Source organism: Candidatus Gorgyraea atricola (assembly GCA_030765235.1).
Lineage (GTDB): Bacteria > Omnitrophota > Gorgyraeia > Gorgyraeales > Gorgyraeaceae > Gorgyraea > Gorgyraea atricola.
The window spans coordinates 1-20,034 of the sequence record JAVCCW010000029.1; the positions used below are offsets into that span (position 1 = coordinate 1).

The following is a 20,034-nucleotide window of genomic DNA, read 5'->3' on the forward strand; positions in this document are numbered from 1 at the left end:
AGCGCATTGCCGAAAAACAACGCGTCCGCGAACAAAAACTCCAGGCAAGAGAAGAAAAGCTCCTGAAATCAAAAAGAGCCAAAGAGAACCGCATCGCGGAAAAACAACGCGTCGGAGAAGAAAAACAGCGCGCCCGCCAGGAAAAAATAGATAACGCTATAGAGCTCAAGAAAGACCGCCTCGCCGAAAAACAACGCGTCAGGGAAGAAAAACAACGAGAACACCAGAAAAAGATAGATGAGGCCAGAAGAGCAAAGGAACAAAAACTCCAGGCAAAGCAGGAGCGCATAGAAGAAAAGCAGCGCCTGAGAGAAGAAAAGCGAAGAGCCAGAGAAGAACGCAATGCCAGAAAAAAAATCGAGCGTCAACAAAAGCTTGATAAAAAGAGGCAGAACGCGAAATGACCAATATAGTATTTAAAAAAATAAAAGTCGCCTGTAAGGTTGTTTTATCGATCCCTTTATGTCTTTTACTGGTAACCGGCAGCGCGTATAGCAGTGGAACGGAAACAGGAGATGATGTTTCCGCTCTTATGCAGGAATTTAAGGAGCTCAAGCAGAAGTTTGGAGAAATGGACGATCTTAAGAAGAGGGTAGGCGAACTTGAGAAAAAGGTCTCCAGTCAGGAAGAGATAATAAAACGCCAGAAGAGGGCATTGGAAAAGGCGGGAGAGATCGCGCCTGCCATAAAAGAAGCAATGATGCCTCCGGAGAAAAAGGTCCTTGTAAAGAGTTTTATATTAGAGGGCGTAAATTTATTTGACGCAAAGGATTTCGAGCCGATCCTTGGCAGGTACCGCAATAAGGAGCTAGGCCTGAGGGATCTAAAAAAGGCAGCGGATGAGATAACTAATTTTTACCGCGGCAAAGGTTATATTACGAGTTTGGCATACGCGCCGAATCAGGAGATATCTGATAATACAGTCGAATTCAGGATCATAGAAGGCCAGGTCGGTGAGATAAAGATCGAGGGCGGCAAGCATTATAAGGAAAAGCCAATAGCATGGAAGTTTAAGGTGGAAGAAGGCCAGATACTGGATTATAACCGGCTTGAAAAGAATGTAAAGCGCCTGAATAAACAGCCTGACAGGACTGTAAAAACAGTACTTTTGCCCGGCAAGGAACAGGGGACCTCGGATATAGTGGTAAAGATGCAGGAAGAAAGCTCACCCCAGCATGTTTATCTGGAATACAAAAACAGCGGAACAAAGGTTACAGGCAAGAACCGTTTTGCCATGGGCTATGTTAATAATAATTTATTAGGACACGAGGATATGTTTTCTATAAAAGGCCAGGTAGGTCAGAATTATGATAAGGTAAACGCGGTAGTAATGGATTATAACTTTCCTATAAACACTTATGACACGCGTGTTGGTGCATACGGACTTTACAGCCACGCTGATATAGGCGGGCAGTTCCAGATCATCAGTCCTGAAGGAGAGGCAGCTGCGTTCGGACCTTATATAACACATCCTCTTTTTGATAAGAATCTTTCTGATCCTGTCGCAATGAATGTAAGCGGTAATATTACAGCTGGATTTGACTGGGTAAGCGTGCGCAATAAGATACTAGGTAATGAAACCAGCCACGACGAATTACGCGTTCCCAAGATCGGCTTAGGCATCGATGAAAAAGACAGCAGGGGAAGGACATTCCTTTCAAACGAGGTTCGTTTCGGCATGGATAATTTTATGGGGTCGCTTGACGAATATGATGAGAGCGCGAGCCGGCTTAACGCGGGAGGCGAGTTCGTGAAATACACAGCTTCATTGAGCAGGATCACCAAGCTCCCGTTTTCAAGCATGCTGATCTCATCTTTTAAACTTCAGCTCACTGATAATCCTCTGGTTAATTCAGAACAGTTGAGCCTTGGCGGAGTAAATAGCATAAGGGGCTTTCCTGAAAACGACTACCTGGCTGATTACGGCTGGTTCTCAAATATAGAGTTTAGGACGCCGGCGTTTTTCTTTCCTTCAGCGCTTAAGGTGCCGTATGATAAAAAAGCTACTTCTTTAAAAGACGCTGTCCAGCTGGTATATTTTGTCGACTTTGGAAAAGGAAACCTTAAATTCGATAGGGCCGGAGAACAAAGAAATGATATCATGATCGGGGCAGGTATTGGCCTGAGATTTGATTTATATAAACATTTAAAAGGCAGGATCGACTGGGGATTTCCTGTAGGTAATGAAGAACCTAGCGACAATTCCTCGAATACTGTATACATGAGTATTCAGTGCGATTTGTGGTAATTTATAACGTGTATTGACTGAGGTCCCTGAGCTGTACCTCATTGAAAATAGTTTAATAGCCATATATTCTCAGGGAATATATGGCTATTAAAATATATAATATAGGCTAGATATAAAAGAAAGAGGGGAAAACATGAAAAAGATCATTATGAAATCCTTCCGTGGCATTTTAATCTTTACATTAACAGGAATGATGACTTTTTTTAATGTGCCGATCCCCGCGATGGCAGGAGATCTGCCCTCTGATCCGGATGTCCAGATCGGAAATCCTATTATCACGGTCGATCAGAACGAAATGACTGTTGACGCGGGCCAGTTTGATAAGACCTGGATAGACTGGATGGGCGGGTTTAATATAGGCGCTGAGAATATAGTCAATAATCTGGGCCCTTCCGCGGCCGCCGCGATATTACATAATGATCTAAGCGGCGCTATATCTAATATACAGGGTATATTAAACGGTAATTGTCAGGTATTCCTTATGAATCCTAACGGAATACTCTTTTCTCCTACCGCGCAGGTCAATGTAAACGGTTTTGTCGCGTCTACTCTTCAGATGGCTCAGAATGATTTTATAAATGATAGCTATATACTTCAGACAGGCGCGCTTCATGATCCAGCGCTTATCATAAACCAGGGCGAGATCAACGCGCTTAACAGAGGCAGTGTTACACTGGCAGCCGGGGCGGTCAGGAATACAGGAACTATCAATGCCAATCTTGGCACAATAAACCTGGTATCAGGAGACAAGGTAACGCTGAATATAGCAGGCGATGGGAGCATACAGGCGGCAGTGAGTGAAGGCGTATTGGATAATGTATATGACCATAATGGAAGTAAGGTGGATATAGGCGTTGATAACGTTGGAGCGCTCAATGCTAATGGCGGCACAATATACATAGAAACAGATGCTGTAAATGATGTATTTGATACACTCATCAACCAGGAAGGTATCGCGCGCGCGGGTTCTATGGTAGAGCGCGATGGGAAGATCGTATTAGTTTCCGATAGTGACGGTATAGTGCAGAATACAGGGACTATTGATGTATCGGGTATAGAGGACGGCGCGTCAGGTGGTGATATAGAAGTTACAGGCGATATGGTCGGCCAGTTTGGTGAAGTTTATGCTGATGCAATGGGTGACGCGGATGCGGGAAATATAGATATATGGGCGAGCGATGTTGTGGCGTTAAGTTCTGACAGTTTAACCACTGCTAATGCGGATGTAAACGGTGATGGCGGCGAGATAATAGTATTTTCACCTGATACGGCAGTAATTTGGGACGGGGCAAGACTTGAGGCAAAAGGCGGCGTAAATGGCGGTGATGGCGGATTTATCGAGACTTCAGGCAAAGAGCGTTTAATCGTAGGAGATGTATATGTTTCTACAGCTGCTCCAGCGGGAAATTCAGGTCAGTGGTTACTTGACCCGTGGGATGTTACTATAAGCGACTCCGCAACTGGTGCCAATATAGCAGGAGACCCTGCTTGGGTTCCTACCGGCGCTGACGCTAATATCAATATAGCAGCCATAGAAGCTGTCCTTGATAACAATGCCGGCGCTGTAACTGTTACTACCGGAGTAACTGGCGTGGAAGATGGCGATATTACTATAAGCGATCCAATCGATGTCCATCTGGAAACTCACGGAGGAGCTACAACTTCTTCCCTTACTTTAACTGCTGCTGAAGAGATCATGTTTATGGGTGATGGAAATGTTACTGTAACCGGTGATAATGCAGGTGATCAGTTCACTCTTGATCTGAATGCTGGAACTACGGTTACTGTTAATACAGATATTACCGCGTCAACAGGCATATTAGTATTTGACAGCACAAGCAGCGGCACTTTCGCAGTGTCTTCAACAGGAACTATAGTGACTAATGGCGGCAGTGTTACCATAGTCGCTGATGATAGAGTTCAGCTTAATGCCGCGAGCGCGATCAGTTCCGGCGCGGGTAATATAAATATTACTTGCGCTTCAGGATATCTTGATGTCATAAATTCCGGAATCGTCACTACATCAGGCAATGTAGATATTGACCTTACAAGCGGTTACATTGAATCTGTTGAAGTGTCTGACGCTACCTCTAATATTACGACAACAGGAGGTTCTATCACATTGGAAGCCAGTACTGGAATTTATGATTCAGCGCATAACGCTGGTTTAGATATAGACTCCGCAAGCGGAGCTGTTAACCTTACCAATGATGGCACAGGTGCCGTAGAAGTAGATTATGTATCAGCGGATGCTGATACAGTGACATTGACGATGTCTCAAACAGGCGCGGGCAATATTACCTATGACAGTTTGTCAACCGGAATATTAACGCTTGCCGCATCTGCATCAGCTAATGGCACTTTTGTAATTAGTAATGACGCAGGTATAAGCGTCTCAGGAGTATTAAATACCAGTGCCGGCGCAACAGATCATTTACTTTTAGAAGCCCTGACAGGGAATATAGCTTTAGGAAATGTGGATAATATTATAACAGCAGGTACTGGCGAGGTTACTGTAAGCGCGCTCGCGGGCAATATTACGGTAGCTGATGCCGCGGCTCAAGATGAGATTGTAACTACAGGTACAGTTGTTCTTACAGGCGCGGCTATAGGCGCTACAAATTCGCTTTCTTTAAATGGAGCGACAGCTCTTACCATTACAGATCTGGATGGCGCAGGAAGTCATATTCAAATCGAAGAATTAACAGGAAGCACCATTGCCGCGACTACTATAACAGCACCTACAGCTACTTCAGGCAATATTGACATAAACTATTCCGGGGCCAATGTTGTTGATATCAATAATGGCCATGTTTTAAATAGCGTAGATCTTTCCAACGCTACGAAATCAACTTTTACTTATACAGCTACAGTGGGGAGCATAAATGCTGTTTCAGTTGATACTGACACCGAGGATACTACGCTTACGGCCGCAGGCAATATTACGACCGGCGCGAGTGGTTCTATAACCGCTGATACGTTGACTTTGGTAACAACTGGCGCCGCATCCAGCATCGGTACAGTATCGGCAACACCACTTACTACTGTGCCGCTTCTTATAGACGCGGTGACAGTTAATGCTACGACGAATTTGGGGCACATAAGTATTAAAGATACAGCCGATGGTATTGCCGTAGGCGCTATAACGACAGCTGGAATTAAAGATGGTTCTGACGCGACACGTATAATTTTAGAAGCTGTAGGTGGGGATATTACTGATTCTGTAAGTGATACTACAGTTGACATTAATGCCTGGACCGCAAATCTTATTACTAGTGAAAATACAGGTAGTTCAATTTACGGTGGGGCTATTGGAGCTACCGGAACTGCTGCTTCAATAGATACTGATGTAAGTGTTTTAAATGCTACTGCTGATAATGGCGGTATTTATATTTATCAACCTGACGATGATGTTGATATTATTCTGGGTAACATTACTGCACAATCAGAAGGTAGGACTCCTTATAAAAATGATAATGGATATATTGTAATAGCAACAACAGGCACTACTACAAGTGATTTTGATATTGAGATTGTTGCCGACGGAGATGTTTTTATGGGTGGCTTAGTTACCTCTCCTGATTCTCTTTCGTTAACTGCAGCAGATAGTATTTCTGATAGTCATGACGGTAATGATTTTGTTGCTGATACATTAAATTTAGTTGCAGGAGGCGGTGGAAGTATAGGTATTGGTCAGAGTGCTAATCCTCTTGAAACAACAGTAGAAACTATAAATGCTACATCGAGCAGTGATGGTGTGTATATTACTGAGGGCATAGGTACTACAGTTGGATTGATAACCGCTAGCGGGTCTAATAATGACGTAACTATTGTTGCAAGTACTGGTAATCTTGTACTTGGACAGATTGACGCCGATGCTATTACTGATGCGGTAGTGACAGTTGAAAGCACGCACGGAGCCATAACTGATAACAATGCCGCCACTGCAAATATTCTTACTGATGGTTCAGCTGGCACGGCAATATTTATCGCCGCGGATGGCATAGGCACTAGCGCTGCTGATGCTGATGTTGATACAACAGTAGCAATTCTTTCGGCAACAACTTCTACAGCAGATACCGCGGGAATCTACATTGATGAGACAGATGCTTTGACTTCCATTACTGTTGAAACAAATAGTAGCGATGTAGGTATTAATTATGATCCTGGAGTGGCTAGAACTGTAAGTTTTGATAGCCAGGAAGATTTATCTCTTTCTTCTGCTGACACTGGAGTGACAACTTTTAGTTTTGAGAATACAGGAGGATTAATTGATTTAGAAGGTATAGGAATTAATACAGGAAGTGGAGTAATAACTCTTACTGCTTCTACTGCAATAACTCAAGCATCTGGCGTTCTTTCTGCGAATGCGGCTACTCTAACCGCGGGGACAAATATTGGTGCGACTGGAGCTGATGCAATAGATACAACTCTTACTACTCTAACATCAGCGGTTACAACCGCTGGTGGAGTGTTTATTAATGATACGGCAAGTGACCTTGCGGTAACTACTGTAACAGCCGGAGGCGATAGCAGCGATGTTGAAATTACAAGTGCGAATAATATTGCTCTTGGAGCAGTTACAGCAACAGGTGATGACGTTACACTTACCGCTACTGATGACGCTATTACAGATGGTAACAGTGATACAGTTAATATTACTTCCGGTACATTGACTGTGGCTGCCGGAAGTTTTGGCGCGACCGACAACGAAATAGAGACAGATGTTTCTACAATGGCCAGTATAATTACAACCGCTAATGCTGGCGGAGTATTTATCAGCGATACAGCAGGCGATGTTACGATCACTACCATAACAGCTGGTGGTACCGGAAGCGATGTTGAATTTACAAGCGTAGGCGATGTTACGCTGGGAGCGGTTACGGCAACGGATGAGGTTACACTTACTGCTACCAGAAAGGACATTACGGATGGCAACGCCGACGTTGCTGGCGATAACGTTACCGCCGTCACTTTGAACGTAGCTGCCGGAAGTTTTGGCGCCTCGGGTAATAAAATAGAAACAGATGTTACTACACTTTCTAGTGTAGTAACATCTAATGGTGGTGTATATATTGATGAAAATGACGGTGTTACGATCACTACTGTGACAGCCGGCGGTAATGGTGATGTTGATATTTTAAGCGGAGGGACTATTTTGCTGGGAGCAATCACAGCATCAGGCGATGATGTTACGCTCAAGACAACAAGTGGCAATATTACAGATAATAATGCCGGTAGCACAAACGTTACTGCAGACACTTTAACTATATCTGCAAGTGGTACTATAGGAGTAGATGGTGATGGTATACTAGAACTTGATGTTGGCCAAATTGTTGGCGATGGTTCTGGAGGAGGTGTTAATGCAGCCGTTAGCGGTAAGCTAGCACTTTCAACAAATTCTTTTCAAGGAGTCACATCAGCAGTAGTCCTTTCGGCTGATGATATAACCATACTTGATGGCACTACCCCTACAATGGGCGCTGGCGGCTCCATAGACCTGACAGCAAACTATGGAAACATTGTTTTTATTGATAAAACCGACACCATTAATTCAAATGGCGGAACAATTATTCTGACAGCAAATTATACTGGTACTCCACCTGATGAGACCATAGATAATGTTTTACCCGGCCGCATTACAATAGGAAATTTGACTTCGGGTGGCGGAACTATAACGCTCCAAGCTTATTCTGATATTACTATTGGGCATTTAAATGCGACAGCTGGAACTGTAAATGTTACAGCAACTAATGGACTTATTCTAGATGGTAATACTGGAACTACTAATATTACAGCTGGTATAGCAAACTTGACAGCGAAAATGCATACAGCTGCGGCAACTGAGCTGGACCGAGAAAACGCCATAGCGGATTATTCCGCGAGCGTAGCGGAGGCAAATGCCAAAGAGTCGCTTAAAAATACATGGGATAGTAACTACACAACTCTTGCTGCTCTTGTAGCGGATACGTTAACGACAAAAAATGCAAGTCAATCTGCTTATGATTCCGCGGTTGCTACTAACACTACAGAGGGCAATCTATATTCCAGCTATTTGTCGACAAGTACTACATATCATGCTGTTAGTACGGCGGCTCAAATAGTTAAGGATATTGCGTCATTTCCTTCGGCTGTTGCTCAAGGTGTACCTCTTACAGGTGATGGCGGAGCGGCATCAGTATTCGCCGGCATTGATTTGGCGTTTTCCGTAGCTGATGCTGCCGCACAGGCTTACGATGCAGTTTTTTTAGACCCTCAAAGTCTAGTCGCGACTACAGCCGAGATTGATCTTAGTACGGCAAACTCGAATCTGGAGTCAGCCACTTTGGATTATAACAATGCGGTAGACATTGCTAACGCGGCCAATGGTTCGCTCAGCATTGCTACGGCTGATTACAATGCCGCTGTTATTGCCCGTGACCATGCTCAGGAGATAAGAACTCAAGCTCTCGCGTCTTTTAATGCGGGCGAGGCTATTTCCGAGCTTGAAATAATCGCCGGGACAGTTAACTTGACGACATCAGGCGAGGCTACCGGAGCCGCGAATGTGACCCTTACCGGTGCGACTGCTGTAGGATTAAACACCATTGGAGATATATCTATAACTAATGCCGCTAGCGCACATGCGACATTAGACCTGGTTACTAGTGATGGAGATATTACCTATACACAAACAGGTGCTGATTACGATGTATTGATAGATGTAGTTACAGCTGATACTACAGATGATACAGTAACTATTACTTCAGCCGGCGCAATCCATGATGATGTCAATGATGGTACTGTAGATATCACAGCAGCAACGATTACTTTAAGCGCTGGATCAGACGGCGTAGGCCAGACAAACGGTTCTCTTGATATAAATGCGACAACAGCATTGAATGTATCTATCTCAGGCGCTGGTAATGGAAGCATAACAATAAATGATACTGCCGGCGACTTACCAATAGGCACGATTACGGCTGGCTCAGGTACAGTTGCCTTGACAAGCGCCGGCACCATTGATGATGCTACTTCTGACACTACTGCTGACATTACTGCAGCTAATTTAGCTTTGACTGCTGCAACTGGCATTGGTGCCGGAGAGGGAATTGAAACGGTAGTGTCAATATATGCGGCAACAACAACAGCTGGCGACATGAGCGTTGATAATGCAGGAACACTTTCAGTAGGCACTGTTGCTGGTGTTACTGGGGCAAGAATTACCGCGGGTGGTACGAGTGATGATATCTTTATAATGACAGCGAGTCCTTTAACAGTAGATGACGCGGTGCTTAATGATGGCGGCGGAAATATTACTCTTATAGCGGATGGTACGGCCGCGTCGGATAAGCTTACCATTGATAACACTATAACTGCTTCCGGTGGCAACGGAAACATTACTCTTTACGCAGGTGAGGATATCGCGCAGGGCGCTTTCGCGATTACAGCCGCGGGTTCAGGTACCATTAATTACTACGCCGGCGTGGATTACAATAGCGGCACGCCTCAAGCAGGGCTTTCTACAGGTTTGAGTGACATAACCATGAATGGAACTCCAGCTACAGCGGTTTCTACCAGCGGGAATATTACAATGACTGCTCCAAGGAACATCGTGCTCGGCATAGTATCAACGTCGGGTAATGTATCAATGACAGCTGATGATTCTACCTATATTGCTTCTGATTCCAGTGGCGGGATCTCAGAAGTTACAGCTGACGGTACAGCGAATATTACCGCTGCTACTGCAACACTCCGCGCCGCAACAGGAATAGGCTCAGGTGATGATATTGAAACGAATATTACTACACTTGATGTTCTAAATTCAATTTCTGGTAACATAGATATAGCTGAGCTGGCTGCCGGCGGGGCATTAGGTATTAATCGGGCAACCCAAAGCGCGCTTGGCAACATAACGATTCAAACACTTGATGGAACACTCACAGTGACAGCGGGGCAAAGTGGTGTAAGCTTAACTACTGGGGCTTTACTTCTTAATGCCGGAGATTCCGGCGCAAGCGGTAATGATAATTTGGCTGTGAACGCGGCAATTGCTTCAACAACAGGCAAAGTAAATCTCGATGCTACCAATGATGTGATATTTGGCGCTGCCGGAGACGTAACTACTACCAGTGGTGAGATCGAAGTCGCTGCTACTGACGCGATCACTATGGTGGATGGGACAGTTCTTGATGCCGGAAATGATCTGATCGACTTAGATGCCGACGAGAATATCGCGCTTGGCAGTTTAGTAACAATTAATGATACAGCAACAGCCATAGATATTAATACCGCAAATGGCGCGGTTACAGACGCAAACAGTACATCAGTAAATATCACTTCTGCTTCCGGTGAGGCAACGATCAAGGCTCAAACCGGCGTAGACACAGACACAACGCTTGGAACTATAGATGTTATAAACGATGCTTCCGGAACAATAAACATAAATGAAACAGACGGCCTTTTGATCAATAGAATCGTACAGACTTTAGATGGCCCGATTGTTGTAACAACAGCAGGAGCGACAACTGTGGTTGCTGCCGGAGGAGGCGTAACAACAGATGCTTCAGGTGCTACTGGTGACAGTATCAGCATTACAGTAGCCGGAGATAGCAGCTTAACCGTTAACGATGCTGTCCTCGCTGATAATGGCACGATTACCTTGGTTGCGGATGATGACGTTATCTTTAGCGCTGATGGTGATGTAGATGCAGGTGTTGGCGCGGCGGGAACAGACGGTGATACCGTCACAATTACCGCGGATAATGACAGCGATGCTAGTGGGACCGGTGGCGCCGTGACATTGGTCGATGGCACACTTATTGATGCAGGTGATGGAACAATTGATGTAAATGCAGATGAGAATATCGCGCTTGGAGGTTTAGTAACAACCAATGCCGCGGGTTCAGCCGTAACTATTACCTCGACTTCTGGCGCGGTAACCGATGCCGGTAATACTCACACGGATATTGACGCTGATGAAGTTGGCGCGTTAGTGACGATTGACGCGGTAACCGGTGTTGGTAATGGCAATGCCCTTGAAACCGAAGTAGCTACGATTGATATAGATAATGACCCCGGAGTAAGCTCAACGAGCGTAACAGCAAATATTGAGATTGTTGAGCTGCTTGCCGGCGGCGGTTTGATCGTAAAAAAAGCAGTTCAAGGTGATATTGGAGTTGATGCTAAAAATTCAGGCGACATAAATATTAGCACTCAAGACGGCACTCTTACAGTAATCGGCAGTGGTACCGGAATAACCGCGCGTGATGGCGGTACAATTACGTTAATTGCGGCGAATACAGGAGCGGCAGCGGATTATGACGTAGTAATAGGAAAGGCAGTTACTTCTTCTGTCGGGCTCAAAGACGTTGGCGTTGATGTAGTTTACGCTGGAAATATTACACTTACTGCTGATAATGATGTAGATGTAGATGCCAAGGTAAGCACTGCTAACGCCAACGCGGACTATACCGCAAACGGAGATATAGATTTGACTGCTACTAATGGCGATGCCTTGATTGACGCGGAGATAGAGGTCGTTGGTTCAGGCAATATTACTATTGACGCAGCTAATGACGCGTTATTCGGAGCTGATGGTGATATTACGGCTGTTACCGGCAATGTTACAGTAACCGCGGATTCTGATGGTGGTGGAGCTGCTAGTGGCGCTTTGACCATGAATGATGGTGCGTTGATAAATGCGGGCAGCGGCACAATAGCTTTGAATGCTGATGAAGCTATTACTCTTGGAGGGCTATTGACCACAAACTCAACCAATACAGCTGTGGTATTGACCAGTACTGAAGGCGGGGTAGTTGATGGCGGCGCGACATTTGTTGATGTGGTAGCGACATTAGGCCGTTTGGTGATAGACGCGGTGACTGGCGTGGGTTCCGGCGGAAATATTGATACTACGGTAGCTTCAATAGACATAGACAATACTACTTCAGGTAATATAGATATAAATGAGACTAACGCGATCAGCGTAAATCAGATCGACCAGGATGGAACAGGTACGGTTAATCTTGATGCCGCCGGTATAATCACTGTTACAGCCGGCACTGGTTTGGGCGTGACCGCGACGAGCGGTACGGTTGAACTGGACGCGAATGGTACTGCCAGCGATGTGATAGTAAACGAGCAGGTCATAACAACTACAGGCACGGTAAATGTGCTTGCCGACAATGATGTTACCTTTGGAGTGGACGGGGACGTAACCTCCGGCGGCGCGGGCAATATCGCGGTAACGGCGGATGCGGATAGTGTTGCCGATGGCAGTAGTGGCGCGATCACCATGGCTGATGCGAGCAGCGACTCAGCTATAATATCTGCCGGAACAGGAACGATTACCCTGCTTGCCGATGAAGACATTACTTTAGGCGGTTTAACTACAAATAATATTGCTAATTCATCGATCATAATCACGTCCGGCAATGGAGCAATAGTTGACGGCGGTGATACAGCAGTTGACATTGACGCTAATACTACAGCTGATACCTCAGGCGCCAGGATTACCGCGGAAACAGGCATTGGAACAGACGCTGATTCGCTTGAGACAACTATCGAGACCTTGTCGGCGACCACGGTAACAGGTGATATCCATGTAGTCAATACCGGTGATCTGCAGATCATTAACAGCACAGTTAATGGCGCTCAGATCACAGGTGGAAGTTCAAGTGATAATATTACGATCCTCGCGTCGAGTCCGTTAACAGTCGCGGCGGATGTCGTAGACGCGGGCGGAGGCAGCATTATTCTGGCGGCGGAAGGCACTACAGCGGGGGATGACTTAACGATCAATGATGTCATAACAGCCTCTGGTGGTAATGGAAATATAACTCTTTACGCGGGAAATACCATTACTCATAATGGTGTTGCTGTTACGGCCGCGGGTTCAGGAACTGTTAATTATTACGCTGGCGTGGATTATAATAGCGGCACACCTCAAGCGGGACTTTCTACAGGCTTGAGTGACATAACTATGGCAGCTGCAGCTACAGCGGTTTCCGGCAGTGGAAATATTACAATGACCGCTCCAGGGAGTATCGCGCTTAGCGCGATATCAACGACAGGCAATGCGACGGTAACAGCTGATGATACCACTTATATCGTTTCCAATTCTATCGGCGCGATCACTGAAAGCGCGGCTGAGGGCACAGCGAATATAACTGCCGCTACAGCGACGCTGCGCGCCGCGACAGGAGTAGGCTCAGCCGATGATATCGAAACAAACATCACTGCTTTAGATGTTTTAAACTCGATTTCCAGCAATATAAACATAACTGAACTGGCTGCCGGCGGGGCATTAGGTATTAATCGGGCAACCCAAAGCGCTCTTGGCGACATAACGATTCAAACACTTGATGGAACACTCACAGTGACAGCGGGGCAAAATGGTGTAAGCTTGACTACAGGGGCCTTACTTCTTAATGCCGCAGACGCTGGCGCAAGCGGTGATGATAATTTAGCGGTAAACGCGGCAGTTACCTCAACTACAGGCAAGGTAAATCTGGATGCCAGCAATGACGTAACATTTGGCGCTGCGGGAGACGTGACTACTACCAGCGGTGAGATCGAAGTCGCTGCTACTGACGCGATCACTATGACAGACGGGGCAGTTCTTGATGCGGGAGATGATCAGATTGATATGGACGCGGATGAGGATATTACACTTGGCGGCTTGACAACAGTGCATACCGCGGATGACGCGATAGCGGTTACATCAGTTTCCGGCGGTATAGTGGATGGCGGCGATACAGATGTTGATATAGTCGCTAATACCGCTTCCGCGACAGTCGATCTGGATGCCGCGACGGGAATCGGCTCTGCCAATGCCCTTGAGACAACGATCTATAATCTTGAGGCAAACAATACGACATCCGGTGATATAAAGATCAATGAAACAGACGCGATCAATCTGGTCGAGGTATTGGACAATATCACGGGCGGGGATATCGAGCTTGAGTCAGGCGGAGATATTACCTCGACGACTGTAACAGCGGGCAACGGTGTAACGCTTTATGCTAACGGCGGCAATATATATGATACTGCCGGAGGGCTTATAACAGCTGGAGCAAGTTCAAGCTTGAAGGCAACAGGTATTATAGGTACTGCCCTTGTGCCGTATAATCCCGTAGATGTTGATATAACAGGAGATCTCTGGGTAGGCGCTGGAGAAGAACAAAATGGTATCTCAGTGATCCTCCAGGGCGCGGTCAGATCACCTACGCATACTGAAAGGGTCGAGATATACAGTGATCCTATTGTTCCTCCCGGGATCGTCATGTTGAATAATCATTTAATGGGAGGCTCTAATTACGGAAGCGGCAGCGCTAATGGAAGCATATTGAGCGTGGGTTATGGGGCCTTACAACAGAGCGTAAATGATACTGTTGGTTTCTATAACTCGAAAAATCTTCAGCCATGGGGTTATCAGAATAGTTCACCCTGGATCAACAGCATGATGCCTGTCATAGACAATAATTTCCTGAACGGGCCCATGGTTATCGTCGATGGTTCACAGGTGGGAGTCATCGTAGTGCCTGAAGCTTTACGTATTCTTCCGCCAAGATTTTCGCCCGATAGTTATTATGTGATCCGAAGCAGTAAAAAGTAGGCAGGGTTTCCTTTTTCAGAAAAACCTTGACAGAATAGTTGAAACGAATGTATAATTTCTACATATTGTGAAAAACGGGACAGAAAATAATTCCAGCCTATATAAAAAGCCGGTCCTTACTACTAAGGAAGCCGCGAAGTTATTGAAGGTCGGCGTCCAAACCATTAAGAATTACATCTACCAGGGAAAAATCAAATCTTTTAAGACTCCGGGCGGTCATCACCGCATTCTTCGCTCTGATCTGCCTGCCCAGCTCGAAGAGACTTTTATGGCAGAGCTGAAAAACGGAACAGAGCAACTCATCAGGACCAATGGCGCTAAAGCAGCCCATGATACTCACGAGAGCTATCTTGTCATTATCAAGGCGCTGGTAAAGGCACTGGAGATGAGAGAGACACGCGATGACTCGCATCTGGATTTCGCGGCAAAGTGTTCTTTAAAAATGGCTCAGCGCCTGGATCTTCCTGAAGAGGAAAAAAAGAATCTTGAACTCGCGGCGCTTTTACGTGACATTGGAAAGATCGGAGTGAGTGAACAGATCCTTGGAAAACCGGGAAAACTCACTGAACAGGAATTCATGGTTATAAAGGAACACCCGAAGATCGCGGAACGAATAGTGAGTGACATAGAATTTTTAGAAAAGACAAAACCTTTAGTAAGGCATCATCATGAAAGAATGGATGGCAGTGGATATCCTGATGGACTTAGCGGAAAAAATATTCCTTTAGGCGCGCGCATAATCGCGATAACAGGGGTGTATCAGGCATTAATATCTGACCGGCCTTACAGAAAGGCATACAGCGAAGAAGACGCAAAGGCCATAATAAAGAAAAGTTCTGGATCCCAGTTTGATCCAAAACTGGTTGATCTGTTCTTTGAAGTAACATAAAAGAGAATTTTTTTTGAACAAATACCGTCTAAAACCGATAGTTTCGATAAGAAGCGACATAATTGTGCAAGTAAGTAAATCGTATAAAATCGATAATGCCCAAAAAGAAACATTTAAAAAATAGTTGACACCCAGAGCAACCAGTGCTAATATCAGAAACACAATACGTAACATTAAACAATTCGGATTTCATGAACCTACTATCTAAATATATTTGGACAGTAAACTATAAGGCGAAGATTTCTCTAAAGGAATCTCCGCCTTTTTTATTTATAAAAACAGAAAGCGTTTACAAGTGATTCAAAAGGAGAATACCATGAAGAAATTATTCGCAATTATGCTTACAGTATCAATTAGCTTATTTCAAATAATGCCGGTTCTAGCTGAACCGGTTTTTTTATCTGATAAGGACATGGATAGTGTAGTGGCAGGCTACATTGAAGAAAACACCCTGACCATGACAGATGATAGCCAGCGCGATTTAAAAGCTCTTAGCAATGTAAATGATGTTGACTCAGCAGTAGCAGCGCAGTCAAACGTCACGTTTGGCGGATTTGATGTGGAAAGTTACAACAGCGCCGCAGTAGAAAATAATGATGCGGATCCAGGCATAACATTATTAGAAAGTATAGAATCTAATAATTCCCTTAGCCTAACTGATTTTGCGCAGGCTGAACTCCTTGCGCTCAGCAATGTAAACTCTGTTGACTCTGCAAACGCGGTCCAGTCCAATATCACAGTGTGCTCACAGTTTCCTTTGAGCGAAAATAAAGCAGACGTAGTTAACATAGATGCTGATAGCGAAGAAGAGATAGACGCCATTAACACCCTTTCACTCTCAGGCAGTGCTCAGACTTCACTGCATGCCCTTAGCAACCTTAACTCAGTAGACTCAGCAGTGGCAGTACAGTCGAATGCGAATTTCTGCGGAGAGAGCGTAGTAAATTCTAACATCGCTTGTGTAGATAATTTTAATGGTGATGCGGGTGATGTAGATACCTTGGATGATAACCCGCATTCACTCTCGATCATAGACAATGCACAGGAAAACCTGGCAGCATTCAGTAATGTCAATGCAGTTGACTCAGCTGTGTGCGTACAGCTCAATACCTCTATTAATATAAGAGAGGACGCCACTAACACAAATGACGGCTATGCCACGAATAACTCCACGCATCAGGCCAACTACATGGATCGCGACAATGACCTTTATATAGCTGGCAATGGCCAGGCAGGCACAAGCGGCATTGTAAGCATAAACGCGGTAGACTCCGCGGAACTCGCGCAGGTAAACATTACAGTCTTCAGCGGCACAATAGGCGTGATGGACACAAACATCGTGCGCATAGTTTTAAATGATGACGGCGTTACATCAGGAACAGACTGGGATACTGACACCAACACCATGACGCTCACTGGCAATGCTCAGCAGGGCCTTATAGCGCTCCACAATGAAAACCTCGTGGACTCAGCAGCCACCATAGAAGGAAACTACGGCGCGTTTGGCTACAATGACTTTAGATTCAACGAGGCCTATCTTATTAATAAAGACAAGGACTCCTATATATACGCGTCAGTCAATAGAATGGATCTTTCAGAAAATGCCCAAAAGGATGTCCAGGTCGTAAGTAACCTGAACGCAGTAGACTCTGCGCCTGGCGTACAGACAAACATTACTTATGATGCGCACTGGGCCATTGGCGAAAACTATGCTGAGGCTACTAATAATGACGGCACATCCAGCTATTGGACTGATACAGATAATTCGCTTACCATGTCTGGCAGCGCACAGGAAGACTTAACAGCGCTCACAAGCACAAACTCAGTTGACTCTGCGTCTATGGTGCAGACAAACCTATTTGCCTTAACTGCCAGTATGTCAACCGCTGTGAATGAAGCAACTATCCTAAATACAGACGGCAGTGCCAATGGCGACTCCTGGGGCATAACCTATAATGTACTGGATCTCTCAGGAGATTCCCAGAGAGGCCTTGTAGCACAGAGTAATCTTAATGAAGTAGATTCAGCTACCTTGGTCCAAACCAATATTACTGCTGAAGAGGAGCAGGGTACACTTTCTGTAATAAGCTCCTCAAATACAGCAGACGTGGATAATCTTGATATAGTAACTGAGGATCAAAATGGCTTGCGTTCCTATAATAAGCTTACCATGACTGATAATACCCAGAGATCTTTACATGCCTTGAGCAATATAAATAGCGTTGATTCTGCTAGTGCTGTGCAGTCTAATCTAACAGTTAATAGCTCCCTGCCACCTATTGACTCAGAGCTAGTAGGGCTCGAGCTTACTGGTTATGCGCCTCTAGCGCCTATCCAGACTGAGATAGTAGCGCTTGAACTAGCTGGTTTTACTCCTGGCGATGATATTGAGATCGCCTTTCCTATGATCACAGGTATTGAGCTAAGTGATTATACAGAAATAGGAGACGACATAACCTCTACTAACATTGCTACAGTAGACAATATTGATGGTACAGCATACTGGATGGATGTGCCTGAAGGCGAGATAATGAATCTTTTGAAACTCTCAGGCAATAGCCAGAGGAATCTCAGCGCGCTCTCAAATCTCAACACAGTTGATTCAGCCAATGCAGTCCAGATCAACATCGTATACGGAAATGGCGCAGGTATCGCGTCAAGCAACACTGCTACAGTAAAGAATGACGATGGCTCTACTAATTTTATGGGTTCACTAGAAGACGGCGGCGTGAGTGATGACACAAATAGGCTTAGACTTGTAGATAATGTACAGAGAAAACTCGAGGCATTAAGCAATGCCAATACAGTAGATTCAGCTACAGCAGTGCAGGCAAATCTCGCTGTAGGCGTATCAAGCTCTACGCAGACCAATACCGCGGATGTCTTAAATCAGGGTAGAGATATCCTGGGAGAAGACATGACAGACCCGAAGAATCGCTTGACCTTAAAAGACAATGCACAGAGAGGACTAACTGCGCTAAGTAACCTTAACTCAGTTGACTCTGCTAACACAGTCCAGTCCAATATTACTATAAACAATACTGAAGGAGAAGCAGGAGGCATTACAAATGTGAGCGTGAACAAGACATATGCAGCGTTTGATATAGACTGCAGGATATCTCGCGAAAGACGTCATGCACCTGATATTGAACCTTGCGTTGACATCTCTTGCTGCCCTATATGGTATCTTGGAATAGAGTCAGAGCCTGGCACAAGAAACTATGGTAATGATGCAAAGAATACACTTAAGCTTGAAGGTGAGGCCCAGATGAAACTTACCGCGCTCAGTAACCTCAATGCTGTTTCCAGCGCCAGCGCAGTGCAGTCAAATATCACTGCGAATAAGATAGGTACAGTCACAGGCCCGATTGAAAATTTCAGCCTGAACATAGCTTCTGTTGAGAATATAACTGAAGATGGAGATAATACACTTAAGCTGCAAAACAAGGCCCAGAAAGACCTGTTAGCGCTCAGTAATGCTAATAGCGTTGACTCTGCCAATGCAGTGCAGTCGAATATCAGTATCAATGGCTCAGAAAATATCAGCATAAACAAGGCTGATGTGTATAATTCCAGCGGGGACAATCTCTGGCCAGAGAAGAAAACTGATAAGCTCACTATCAAAAACCACGCCCAGGAGGATCTAACTGCGCTCAGTAACCTTAATACAGTCTCATCAGCTAATGCAGTACAGTCTAACATTACCGCGAATAATGTTACAGGCAGCGCCCTTAATGTAAGCGTGAACATTGCGCAGGTAAAAAATGCTCGCGGCACAGGTGAAAATAAACTCATACTTAAAAACAAGGCGCAAAGAGGACTCACAGCTCTCAGCAACGTAAACTCTGTAGAAAGCGCAAATGCTGTGCAGTCCAACATCAGTGTCACCTCAACTGAGGATGTAGAAGCATGCGTTTCCAATATCAGCGCGAACTTCGCGAATGTCGAGAATAAAGATGAGGACGAAAATGAAGCGGATAAGCTCAATACCTTGAGCCTATCTAACCATGCGCAGCAGAATCTCATGGCACTCAGCAACTTAAATACAGTAAGCAGCGCAACAGCTGTGCAGTCCAACGCCGCGGTATCAAACGCTGCAGGTATAAATATCAGCATGAACAATGCCCGAGTAGTTAACTCAGGCAGTTTTAACAACATAAGCGATTAATCGTAGACCCCTGTCATTGCGAGGCCCAGCCTTGTGTCATTGCGAGCGAAGCGAAGCAATCTCAATAACAGGACGTAAACTCCCTATACCAGGCCTAAAAAGGTGGCCTTTAACCACCAACATGGGAGAGA

General features: G+C 45.2%; 5 protein-coding genes. All 5 read left to right on the forward strand.

Annotated features, from left to right (window positions below):
• On the forward strand, window positions 1-404 hold a 404-nt coding region (locus P9L93_05695; GenBank protein ID MDP8230579.1), incomplete at its 5' end, for a hypothetical protein.
• Window positions 401-2,248, forward strand: coding sequence for a ShlB/FhaC/HecB family hemolysin secretion/activation protein (locus P9L93_05700; protein MDP8230580.1), 1,848 nt, complete (start codon window positions 401-403; stop codon window positions 2,246-2,248). The genes P9L93_05695 and P9L93_05700, both read left to right, overlap by 4 nt.
• A gap of 133 nt (window positions 2,249-2,381) precedes the next feature.
• Window positions 2,382-14,846, forward strand: a complete 12,465-nt coding sequence (locus P9L93_05705) for a filamentous hemagglutinin N-terminal domain-containing protein (protein ID MDP8230581.1) — start codon at window positions 2,382-2,384, stop codon at window positions 14,844-14,846.
• A gap of 67 nt (window positions 14,847-14,913) precedes the next feature.
• On the forward strand, window positions 14,914-15,735 hold the full coding sequence (locus P9L93_05710) for an HD domain-containing phosphohydrolase (GenBank protein MDP8230582.1): 822 nt from the start codon (window positions 14,914-14,916) through the stop codon (window positions 15,733-15,735).
• A 316-nt stretch (window positions 15,736-16,051) separates the two neighbouring features.
• On the forward strand, window positions 16,052-19,903 hold the full coding sequence (locus P9L93_05715; protein MDP8230583.1) for a hypothetical protein: 3,852 nt from the start codon (window positions 16,052-16,054) through the stop codon (window positions 19,901-19,903).
• The last annotated feature ends 131 nt before the right edge of the window (window positions 19,904-20,034 follow it).

Excerpts from the sequence above, each read along its gene's own strand:
- P9L93_05700 (MDP8230580.1), top strand. The coding sequence starts at position 401 with ATGACCAATATAGTATTTAAAAAAATAAAAGTCGCCTGTAAGGTTGTT.
- P9L93_05705 (MDP8230581.1), top strand. The coding sequence starts at position 2,382 with ATGAAAAAGATCATTATGAAATCCTTCCGTGGCATTTTAATCTTTACA.
- P9L93_05715 (MDP8230583.1), top strand. The coding sequence starts at position 16,052 with ATGAAGAAATTATTCGCAATTATGCTTACAGTATCAATTAGCTTATTT.